At 75.6% G+C, this 9,891-nt stretch carries 11 protein-coding genes; 6 read left to right on the top strand and 5 right to left on the bottom strand.

Features of this window, described 5'->3' with window-relative positions:
• Window positions 1-127 precede the first annotated feature (127 nt).
• Entirely contained in the window at window positions 128-724 is a 597-nt protein-coding gene (locus tag BI06_RS05485) for a TIGR03086 family metal-binding protein (protein WP_030395181.1), read from the top strand.
• Between the two features lie 43 nt (window positions 725-767).
• Here BI06_RS05485 and BI06_RS05490 read toward each other — a convergent pair whose 3' ends face one another.
• The 4 genes from BI06_RS05490 to BI06_RS05505 all read right to left on the bottom strand — a co-directional run bounded on the left by BI06_RS05490 (window position 768) and on the right by BI06_RS05505 (window position 4,086).
• A complete protein-coding gene (locus BI06_RS05490; RefSeq protein ID WP_158516386.1) occupies window positions 768-1,355 on the bottom strand; it encodes a hypothetical protein in 588 nt (195 codons plus the stop codon).
• Window positions 1,356-1,622: 267 nt separating this feature from the next.
• Window positions 1,623-2,450: a lipase family protein gene (locus tag BI06_RS05495; protein ID WP_051740268.1), complete on the bottom strand. Its 828-nt coding sequence runs from the start codon at window positions 2,448-2,450 to the stop codon at window positions 1,623-1,625.
• Between the two features lie 148 nt (window positions 2,451-2,598).
• Window positions 2,599-3,012 carry a MerR family transcriptional regulator gene (locus BI06_RS05500; protein WP_043465477.1) on the bottom strand — a complete coding sequence of 138 codons (414 nt, stop codon included), beginning with the start codon at window positions 3,010-3,012 and terminating at the stop codon, window positions 2,599-2,601.
• A gap of 45 nt (window positions 3,013-3,057) precedes the next feature.
• Window positions 3,058-4,086, bottom strand: coding sequence for an NADP-dependent oxidoreductase (locus BI06_RS05505; RefSeq protein WP_043465479.1), 1,029 nt, complete (start codon window positions 4,084-4,086; stop codon window positions 3,058-3,060).
• A gap of 286 nt (window positions 4,087-4,372) precedes the next feature.
• On the opposite strand from BI06_RS05505, the gene BI06_RS05510 reads away from it, so the two are divergent.
• The gene (locus tag BI06_RS05510; RefSeq protein WP_043465480.1) at window positions 4,373-5,476 is read left to right on the top strand and encodes an NADH:flavin oxidoreductase/NADH oxidase; all 1,104 of its coding nucleotides are present in this window, start codon (window positions 4,373-4,375) and stop codon (window positions 5,474-5,476) included.
• Between the two features lie 57 nt (window positions 5,477-5,533).
• Here BI06_RS05510 and pip read toward each other — a convergent pair whose 3' ends face one another.
• Complete coding sequence (pip, locus tag BI06_RS05515; RefSeq protein ID WP_043465481.1) at window positions 5,534-6,493, bottom strand: prolyl aminopeptidase; 960 nt, start codon at window positions 6,491-6,493, stop codon at window positions 5,534-5,536.
• Between the two features lie 50 nt (window positions 6,494-6,543).
• On the opposite strand from pip, the gene BI06_RS05520 reads away from it, so the two are divergent.
• From BI06_RS05520 to BI06_RS53210, 4 genes are all read left to right on the top strand, one after another.
• Entirely contained in the window at window positions 6,544-7,491 is a 948-nt protein-coding gene (locus BI06_RS05520; protein ID WP_051740269.1) for a helix-turn-helix transcriptional regulator, read from the top strand.
• The gene (locus BI06_RS05525; protein WP_055731108.1) at window positions 7,488-7,781 is read left to right on the top strand and encodes a putative quinol monooxygenase; all 294 of its coding nucleotides are present in this window, start codon (window positions 7,488-7,490) and stop codon (window positions 7,779-7,781) included. Before BI06_RS05520 ends, BI06_RS05525 begins: the two co-directional genes overlap by 4 nt.
• Window positions 7,782-7,989: 208 nt before the next feature.
• On the top strand, window positions 7,990-8,901 hold the full coding sequence (locus BI06_RS05530; RefSeq protein ID WP_030395172.1) for an arginase family protein: 912 nt from the start codon (window positions 7,990-7,992) through the stop codon (window positions 8,899-8,901).
• Between the two features lie 179 nt (window positions 8,902-9,080).
• The coding region (locus BI06_RS53210) for an FAD/NAD(P)-binding protein (protein WP_043465482.1) at window positions 9,081-9,891 on the top strand (811 nt) is incomplete at its 3' end.

The following is a 9,891-nucleotide window of genomic DNA, read 5'->3' on the forward strand; positions in this document are numbered from 1 at the left end:
GGCTCGACTGCGCCTCGGCTGCTGCTGATGATTGTCAGTGGCGGGGCCTATGGTGAGGGTGAACGACTTCGGGGCGGCCGGTGCTGCCGCCCGGGTCGATGCCGAACGAATCTGGAGGGGATGCCGGATGTCCGTCGACGGTTTCGCGCTGCTGGCCGGGGCGCACGAGTACCTGCTGACCGTGGTGCGCGGGGTGCCGGAGGGTGCCTGGGGAGCACCGACGCCGTGCAGCGAGTGGACGGTGCGTCAGGTGCTGAACCACGCGCGGCTCGACCAGCAGGCGCTGGTCATGCAGATCACCGAGGAGGCCCCGGCGGGCGACCCGTTCGACCCGGCGGACGCTCCGGCGGACGGCGGCGACGACGCGGTGGCCGAGCTGGCGCGGGTGCTGGAGGGGGCGGCGAAGGCCTGGGAGTCGGTGCGGGACGCCGAGAGCGTGCCGACGCCGATGGGCCCGATGCCGGCGGGGGCCGGGGCTGCGGTCGCGGCGCTCGACGCCGCCGTGCACGCCTGGGACATCGCCCGCGCGACCGGTCAGGACCTCCCGCTCACCGACTCCCTGGCGGCGGGGCTGGAGAGCCCGGCCGCCCGGATCGTCGACTTCGTCCGGGACACCTTCGGCAAGTTCGGCCCCGTGGTCGAGGTCCCCTCCGACGCGGGCCCGGCCGCGAAGCTGCTCGGCTTCACCGGCCGCGACCCGCAGTGGGCGCCGCCGGCCGCGTAGTACCGCTGCGACGGGGAGGGCCGGCGCCGACAGGTGGAGGCCCTCAGCAGGTGGCGGCGTCGGCCGGGAGCGCCAGGCCGGCGGCCACTTGGCGCTCGCCGATCACCTTCACGATCTGATGGTACGGCCCGGTGGGCGCCGGGCTCGGGGTCACCAGATTCAGCTGCTGCGGGAGGTCGGCGTCCTTGATCGGCGCGCCCAACTGGACCACGGAGAGCACCCCCGAGCAGTGCGAGGTCGCCGGGGGCGCGCTGCCCGGGGCGAGGCCGTTGGCGGGACCGACCGTCACCTCGGTGGTGTCCAGCGGGCTGTAGGAGTACGACGGGCGCGTGACGGTGCCCGAACCGGTGTGGGACAGCCGCACGGTGAACCGGGTGATCCGCACGGTCACCGGTCCGCAGGGCCGCTGGTCGCCCGTGGTGTCCAGGTGGAGGCCGTCCAGGCCCATGAAGATCCCCGGATCGATGATCCGCGCGGCGCCGGGGAGCCGGGAGAGGTAGCCGGCCACCGTGGTGTCGCCGACCATGGTGGTGTCGAAGCAGGTCGGACTCGGCGCCGGTGCGGCGGGCGGCGAGGAGGTCGCCGTCGCGCCCGTCGGGGAAGCCGTCGACGCGGACGGCGAGGTGCTCACCGGGCCCGAGGGCGAGGGCGATCCCGCCGCCCCGGTGGAGCCGCCGGACGTACAACCCGCGACCCCCATCGCGGCGGCCACCGCCCCGGCGAGGACCGCCGCTCCCGACCGGCTCCTACGCGTCGCACCCATCGTCCCGGGCCCCTCTCCTACCGCACCACCCGGAACGGGATCGGTCCGGAACGAGGTCGATGCTTTCAGAACTCGGCGACGGGAAGGGCCGGTTCGCGGGAATCCGGGCCCGACGGACCCGGTTCCCCATCGCCGTCAGGCGAGGTTCTTCTCCAGCGCGGCCAGGTAGGTGCGCATGAAGTGGTCCCGCATACCGTCGCTGGCCGGCGCGAAGGCGTCGGCGGTCAGGCCCTTCGCCCGGTCCGCCAGGCCGCCGACGCCGACCAGGCCGACCGAGTCGTGCAGCTTCCCGCCGGAGTCGATGTACCGCAGCGTGTCGACGTGGGTGTAGGCGGGCTCGGGCGGCAGCTGGGGGACGATGTCGTTGTTGTTGACGAAGCGGTACATCCGGTTCTGGAAGCCCTTGTTGTACGCCGCGGCCAGCAGGCGGTCACAGGTCCGGGGCTGGCCGAAGGTGACCACACCGTCGGCCGCCAGTCGCGGGTCCTCCAGCAGGAGCCGGGCGCCGGCCAGCATCGCCAGCGCCCCGCCCAGGCTGTGGCCGGTGAGCCAGACGCTCTGGTCCTCGGCGCGGAGCTCGGTGACGGCCTTCCGCACGTCCGGGAAGACCGACTCCAGGGCCTCGCCGAAGCCGTAGTGCATGTAGCCGGTCCTGGCCGGCCCCGGCCAGGGCGGGGTGGAGGCGTCCGAGAGCCAGTCGCGGATCTGCTGCGGCTCGGTGCCCCGGAAGGCGGTCACGACCATGTGCTCGCCGGCCATGGTGAAGGCCTGGGTGTCCTGGAGCGGGAAGGGCGGGGCGAAGGTGGTCTCGTGGTGCCGCACCTCGGTGAAGCCCCAGTCGCGGGCCTGCCGTTCGATGGTGTCCTTGTCCTTGTAGGCCAGGTCGGCGGCCCGGGCCAGCCAGTACGCGTGGGGCAGGCTGTAGCTCTTCACCCGATGGTCGAACGTGGTGGGGACGGCCACGCCGGAACTCCTCTCGTGGGACCGGCGGCCGGCGGGCCACCGGCGGGGTGCGGTCCTGCACTTCCTAGCGCCCGATCGCCCACGCACGACCGGCGCCGCACCGCAGGGTCACCCGAACGACCCGGTGGGCCCGCCGCACCGCCCGGCGCTACTGGCCCGGTACTGCTCGACCCGGCAGGTCCGGACCGGCCTGCGTCCCGGTGTGGCGGGCCAGCGCCTCGCGCAGCCGGGTCAGCCGGGCGATCTCCGCGTCCAGCGCGGCGAGCCGCCGCTCGACCACCGGGGCGAAGGTGTCCGGTCCGAAGTCCCCGTCGGAGGCGCAGCTGCGCGGCGGGTCCTCGGCGAGCAGGTCCAACCGGTGCGAGCGGCTGACCAGGTCGTCCACGGTGAGGCCGAGCGCCAGCAGGGCGCGGATGACCCGCACCCTGACCACGGTCTGCGACCCGTACTCGCGTTGGCCGGAGGCGCTGCGGTCGGGTGGCGGGAGCAGGCCGCGCTGTTCGTAGAAGCGCAGCGCCCGGGGTGTGGTGCCGGCGGCGGCCGCCGCGTCGCCGATCCTCATCCGAGTCGCCATCCGTCCTCCTGTGCCCGTCAGCCGATTGTCCGGTCAGTCCGTCAGTTCCACGATCAGTGCGCCGAAGAGGTCGCCCTCGATCAGCCTGGACAACGCTCCCGGCGCCTGTTCGATGCCCGTCAGGACGGTGCGGGGGACGGCCAGTTCACCGGACCGCAGCCAGCCGGCGAGCCGCTCGCGCCATTCCGGGTCCAGGTCCTGGTAGCGCTGGCCGGCGATGCCGTGGACGGTGGCGTCGCGGACGAGCAGCCGGAAGCTGTCCACCACGGCGGGCGCGCTGGCACCGCGGCGGGCCGGGTCGAACTGTCCGGCGAGCGCGCCGATCAGCGCGAACCGCGCGCCCTGGCGGGCGGCGTCGACGGCCGCCGTCAGCTGCTCGCCGCCGACCATGTCCAGCAGGACGTCGATGCCTTCCGGGGCCGCCTCGGCGAGCTGGTCCGCGATGGGGCGCCGGCCGCGCAGCAGCACGGCGTCGTAGCCGAGTTCCTCCGTCAGCCGCTTCGCCTTCTCGGCCGAGCCGGTGGTGCCGATCACTTGCGCGGCCCCGAGCAACCGGGCCACCTGTCCGGCGACGGTGCCGACCGCTCCCGCCGCACCGGTGACGAGGACGACGTCCCCCTCCCGGACTGCGGTCGCCCGGGTCAGCGCGCCGTAGGCGGCCAGGGCGGGCGACAGCAGGGCGAGCGGGTCGGGGAAGCCGTCGGCCACCCGGGTGAAGGCGGCGGCCTCGGCCACGGCGTGCTCGCGCCAGCCCAGCAGATGGGTCACCAGGTCCCCGGGGCGCAGCGGCCCTTGGGCGGGCGCGGCCAGGACCTCGCCGATCGCGGGTCCGAAGATCCGGTCGCCGGGCCGGACCGTCGGCAGGACGGCGGACTCGAGTTCGCCGCCGATCAGGCTGCGCAGCCCGGGGAAGACCACGAAGGCCCGGTTGCGGACGAGTACCTGGTCCGGCCCCGGCGCGGCCAGGGGGGCATCGAACACGGCGAAGTCGGCGGGGACGGGAAGCCCGTCCGGGGCTGAGACGAGGCGGACCTCACGGGTGCTGGTGGGGAGTGTGGACATGGGTGAACTCCTGGGTTCGGTGCCGGTGTTGGCGGTGCCGGACGACCGCCTGCGGGCCGTCCGACAGCGGGACGCTAACCCCTGCCCCGCGCGTCAGGGGCAAGCGCACGCCCGACCCGTCCACAGTCCACGCCCGACCCGTCCACAGTCCACGGCCGGCCCGCCCGCCCACGTCCGGCCCGTCCCCGGCCCGCGGCCGAGGCTTGCGATTGTGGCGCGCATGCAACTATTGTTTCCACAGAGATTGCACCTGCAATCACTCTTGGGCCGTCTCCTGGAGTCCGACATGAGCACCAGCCTCTTCACCCCCTTCACCCTGCGGTCGCTGACCGTCCCCAACCGGGTGTGGATGCCGCCGATGTGCCAGTACAGCGCCGCGCCGGACGGCGAAGCGGCGGGCGTGCCGACGGACTGGCACTTCACCCACCTCGCGGCGCGGGCCGCCGGCGGGACCGGGCTGATCATCACCGAGGCCACCGCGGTGAGCCCCGAGGGCCGGATCTCGCCCTACGACCTGGGGCTGTGGAACGACGCCCAGACCGAGGGGTTCCGGCGGATCACCTCCTTCCTGAAGGCGCACGGCACCGTCGCCGCCGTCCAGCTCGCCCACGCGGGACGCAAGGCCTCGACCGAGCGGACCTGGGTCGACCGGGGCCGGGCCATCGGGCCGGACGAGGCGCACGGCTGGCGGCCGGTGGCCCCCAGCGCGCTGCCGTTCGAGCCGGACCGGGTCTCGCCCGAGGAGCTCACGGTGGAGCAGATCGGCGCGATCGTCCAGCAGTTCGCCGACGCCGCGCGCCGGGCGCTCGACGCCGGCTTCCAGGTCGCCGAGATCCACGGCGCGCACGGCTACCTCGTGCACGAGTTCCTCTCCCCGCACAGCAACCGGCGCACCGACGGCTACGGCGGCTCCTTCGAGGGCCGGATCCGGTTCGCGCTGGAGGTCGTCGACGCCGTCCGCGCGGTGTGGCCCGAGGAGCTGCCGGTGTTCTTCCGGATCTCGGCGACCGACTGGCTCACCGAGAACCCCGAGGACGGGCGCGAGGGCTGGACCTCCGCGGACACCGTCCGACTGGCCAAGGAGCTGCACGCCCACGGCGTCGACCTGCTGGACGTCTCCACCGGCGGTCTCGTCCCGGACGCCCGGATCGAGGCCGGCCCCGGCTTCCAGGTGCCGTTCGCCGAGGCGGTCCGCCGTGAGACCGACCTGCCGGTGGCGGCGGTCGGCCTGATCACCGACCACGAGCAGGCCGAGCGGATCCTCGCCGAGGGCCGGGCCGACGCCGTCCTGCTCGGTCGCGAGCTGCTGCGCAACCCGTTCTGGGCCCGCCAGGCCGCCACCGCGCTCGGCGCCGAGGTCACCGGCCCGATGCCGTACCACCGCGCCTGACCGGTCGCGGCCGCCACGCCGGACGGGCCCTGGGCGGCCCGTCCGGCGCCGCCGTGCTCAGCGGCCCTTGAACTCCTCGATCGCCCGGCGGGCGAGCAGGTTCAGCTCCTCGCTGCCGGCGTGACCGGAGTCCTCGACGATGTGCAGCCGGGCGCCCGGCCAGGCCGCGGCCAGTTCCCAGGCGGTCCGCGGCGGGCAGCTCAGGTCGTGCCGGCCGTGCACCAGCACCGCCGGGATGCCGGCCAGCTTCCCGGCGTCGCGGATCAGCTGCCCCTCCTCCAGCCACGCGCCGTGGCCGAAGAAGTGGGCGCAGATCCGGGCGAACGCCACCTGGGCGTCGGCCTCCCGGCGGCTGTACATGCCCGGCACGCCGTTGGGCTCGCCGGCCACCACCGCGTCCTCCCAGGCCAGCCAGTCGGCGGCGGCCCGCTCGCGCACCGCCCGGTCGGGGTGCGCCGTCAGCCTGGCGTAGGCCGCGAGCAGGTCCCCGTCGCGTTCGGCCTCCGGCACGGCGTCCCGGAAGCGCTCCCAGGCCTCCGGCCGGAACCGCGCCACGCCCCGGTAGAGCCAGTCGATCTCGGAGCGGCGGGCGGTGGTCACGGCGGCGATCACCACCTCGCTCACCCGCTCCGGGTGCTGCTGGGCGTAGGCCACCGCGAGCGCCGAACCCCAGGAGGCGCCGTTGACCAGCCAGCGCTCGATGCCGAGGTGTTCGCGCAGCCGCTCGATGTCCTCGATCAGGTGCCGGGTGGTGTTCAGGCTCATGTCCACGGCCGGGTCGGAGGCGTGCGGGGTGCTGCGCCCGCAGTTGCGCTGGTCGAAGCGGACCAGCCGGTAGCGGGACGGGTCCCAGGCCCGCGCGGGGCGGTCGGCCGTGCCCGCGCCCGGTCCGCCGTGCAGATGGACGGCGGGCTTTCCGGCCGGATTGCCCAACTGCTCGTAGTAGAGGCGGTTGCCGTCCCCGGTGTCGAGGAAGCCGCGGTCGTAGGGGTCGGTCGGAGCGTAGAGGTCCACCATGGCGATCGATCGTACGCGGACCCGACGGCGGCGGTCGTACCATCTGCTGAATGAGCCGATCACCGTACCCGGAACCGGAACTGACGGACCGACCGGTCGTGGCGTTCGCACGCTCCGCGCCGGGCCTGACGGCCCTCGTCGAGCGGTACTGGTGGTCCGAGGGCGGCGCGGGCGCGCTGCCCCGGCTGCTTCCCGGCACCGGGGCGGAGCTCTGGGTGCACTGGTCGGGCGGGGTGGACCTGCGGCCCGTGGGCGGAGGGCCGGTGGACGGGAGCTCGCCGGCCGGAGGACCGGCCGACGGGCGGTCGGTGACGCCGCTGCCGGCCGCGCACCTGGTCTGCCTGCGGCGCACGCCCTGGTCCCTGGAGCACCGGGCGGGGGCCGGCCGGCCCGGGTTCGTGGCGGTGCGGTTCCGGGCCGGCGCACTGCGCCACCTGGTCCCGGCCGGCCTCGACGAACTGGCCGACCGGGTGGTGGGCGCCGAGGAGCTGTGGGGCGCTCCCGGGCGGCGGCTGGTCGAGCGGGTCGGGGCGGCCCGCGGCCCGGCCGAGCGGGTGGCCGTGCTGGACCGCTTCCTGGCCGGACTGCTCGAAGCGCACCGGCGCCCGGAACCGTGGCTGGACGCCGCGGTGGGGCGGATCTACCGCAGGCCCGCCGGACTGAGGATCGACCGGCTGGCGGAGACGATCGGGGTCGGCCCCCGGCACCTGCAGCGGATGTTCCCGGCGGCGGTCGGCGCCGGACCCAAGGAGTTCCAGCGGCTGGCCCGGTTCCAGCGGCTCGCCCGGCTGCTGCTGCGGGAGGAGCAACCCCACAGCCTCCCGGCGGCACTGGACGCCGGGTACTACGACCAGAGCCACTTCACCCGGGAGTTCCGCCGGCTCACCGGGGAGCGCCCGGCCGAACTGCTCGGGCCCGGCCGGTCGCATTTCTACTATCCGTCGCTGACCGCCGACGGCCAGGCTGGGCTCCGACCGACACAGGAGGAGACCCGATGACCATGGTGCTGGCGATGCTGCGGGCCGAGCCGGAGCACGCGGACGAGCTGGACGCCGCACTGCGCGAGGTGGCCGGACACACCCGGGGCGAACCGGGCGCGCTGGCGTACTCGGTGGCCCGGCAGGACGGCGACCGGTTCCTGGTGGTGGAGCGGTACGCGGACGGCGCGGCCCGCGACGCCCACTTCGCGGCCCCGTACGTGGTCGCGCTGCTCGACCGGTTCCCGCTGCTGCTGGCGGAGGAGCCGGTGGTCGAGTTCGCCGAGGTGGTCACCGCCTTCGCCCGCTGAGCGCCGTGCCGGGGCACCGGCGGGCCCGGGTCCGCCGGCGCCGGTAGAAACCGGGGCCGCCGACACTGCCGACACCGTCGGGAGGAACGCGCCGCGCGCCCCGTCCGCCGATACGCTCGGCCCACTGCCGCGCTCCGTCCCGCGCCGCCCCGGTCCCGGGCGCGGACGCGGCCCCGGCGGGGCCGGGACGAACGGACAGGGAGCGGCCGTGGCCGAGGAGTTCGCACTGCTGGGGGTCCCGTCCTGCGCGGGCACGCACGGCCCCGGCCAGGAGAAGGCCCCGGCGGCCCTGCGCTCCGCCGGCCTGGTGGAGCGGCTGCGGGCGGCCGGGGTCGCGGTGAGCGACCGCGGCGACCTGCCGACGGTGCCGTTCCGGACCGACCCCGAGCGCCGCGACCGGCAGAACCTGCCGCTGGTGGTCGAGGTGGTGCGCGCGGTGGCCAAGGCCGTCGGCGGCATCCTCGACGACGGCGCGGTGCCCCTGGTGGTGGGCGGGGACTGCACCATCACCCTGGGCGTGCTCGCCGCGTACGTCGCCCGCCGGCCGGGCACCGGCCTGCTGTACTTCGACGGGGACCTCGACCTGTCGGTGCCGGACACCAGCCGCTCCGGGATCCTGGACACCATGGTGCTGTCCCACCTGCTCGGCGAGGGCGCGCCGGAGCTGCGGGAGGCCGGGCCGCGCACCCCGCTGCTGGGGCCCGAGGGGATCGTGGCGTTCGGCTACGACCCGGTGGAGCTGGGCGCGGCGGGGCGGGAGCGGCTGGGCCGCTACCGGCTGCGCGCCCTGCCGTGCACGGAGCTCACCTCGCCCCGGGTGGACCCGGTCGTCGAGGCGCGGGCCGCCTGGCGGGCGCTCGCCGCCGACCACGAGCGGTTCGTACTGCACTTCGACGTGGACGTGATCGACTCGGTGGACTTCCCGCTGGCGAACTTCCCGCACTTCAACGAGGGTCTGCCGGTCGGCGTGGCCTTCGACTGCCTGGCCGAGTTCTGCGCCGCGCCGCAGTTCGCCGGACTGGTGGTGACCGAGGTCAACCCGGACCGCGACCCGGACGGGGCGATGGTGGACACGCTGGTCGGTGCCCTGGTCCGGGCGCTCGGCGGACGCGTCGACTGACCGGGCAGCACGAGCGGAGCGCCGTCCGCCCGTCCGCCCGTTCGACCGCCCTCGTTCGCCCACCTTCGTTCGACCACCCCTGTTTGACCGCCCCCGTTGATGGACATGGGTCAACCCGCTGGGCAGTTCGATCCGGACCCGTGAAGCGCACCCGACCCGGGAGAGGCCGGCCCCACCCCATGACCGAGAACCCCCGCCGCGTCGCCGTCGTCGGCGCGGGCGCGTCCGGCGCGCTCACCGCCGCGCAACTGCTGCGCCGCGCCGCGTCGGCCGGCGTCCCGCTCGACGTCCGGCTGATCGACCGCGCCCCCGCCACCGGCCGGGGCACGGCCTACGCCACGACCGCCGACCACCACCTGCTCAACGTCCCGGCCGGGCGGATGAGCGCCTTCGCCGACGAGCCGGACGACTTCGTCCACTGGCTGGCCCGCCGCGCGCCCGGCGTCCACACCGCCGCCGACCACGTCCCCCGCCGCCTCTACGGGGCCTACCTCGGCGAGGTGCTGGCGGCCGCCGAGGCCCGCGCCGGCACCGCCCGGCTGCACCGGGTGGACGACCGGGTCGTCTCCGCCCGGCGCGCCGGACCGGGGATGTCGCTGCGGCTCGGCACCGGACGCCGGCTGGACGCCGACGCCGTGGTGCTCGCCCTCGGCGCCTTCCCGCCCGACAACGCCTGGGCGCCCGCCCGGCTCCGCCGCTCGCCGAGGTTCGTCGCGGACCCGTGGGCCCCGGGGGCGCTGCGCGGCCTCCCCGAGCACCAGGACCTCCTGCTCCTCGGCACCGGCCTCACCATGATCGACGTCGCGCTCGCGCTGGCCCGCCCCGGCCGGCGCGTGCACGCCGTCTCCCGGCACGGCCTGGTCCCGCGCCCGCACGCCGCGACGGCGCTGCCCCCGGCGCGGCCGCCGCAGGTCGACCCGGCGGCGGGCCTGTCCCGGGTCCGGCGGGCCCTGCTCGCCCACGTCTCGGCCTGTCGGCGCACCCACGGGG

This window comes from Kitasatospora sp. MBT66, assembly GCF_000710405.2.
GTDB classification, from domain to species: Bacteria; Actinomycetota; Actinomycetes; order Streptomycetales; family Streptomycetaceae; genus Kitasatospora; species Kitasatospora purpeofusca.

Bases quoted from the DNA above. Each gene is read 5' to 3' on its own strand.
- BI06_RS05485 (WP_030395181.1), top strand. From the start codon at position 128: ATGTCCGTCGACGGTTTCGCGCTGCTGGCCGGGGCGCACGAGTACCTG.
- BI06_RS05500 (WP_043465477.1), bottom strand. From the start codon at position 3,012: ATGAGGATCGGCGACGCGGCGGCCGCCGCCGGCACCACACCCCGGGCG.
- BI06_RS05505 (WP_043465479.1), bottom strand. From the start codon at position 4,086: ATGTCCACACTCCCCACCAGCACCCGTGAGGTCCGCCTCGTCTCAGCC.
- BI06_RS05510 (WP_043465480.1), top strand. From the start codon at position 4,373: ATGAGCACCAGCCTCTTCACCCCCTTCACCCTGCGGTCGCTGACCGTC.
- pip (WP_043465481.1), bottom strand. From the start codon at position 6,493: ATGGTGGACCTCTACGCTCCGACCGACCCCTACGACCGCGGCTTCCTC.
- BI06_RS05520 (WP_051740269.1), top strand. From the start codon at position 6,544: ATGAGCCGATCACCGTACCCGGAACCGGAACTGACGGACCGACCGGTC.
- BI06_RS05525 (WP_055731108.1), top strand. From the start codon at position 7,488: ATGACCATGGTGCTGGCGATGCTGCGGGCCGAGCCGGAGCACGCGGAC.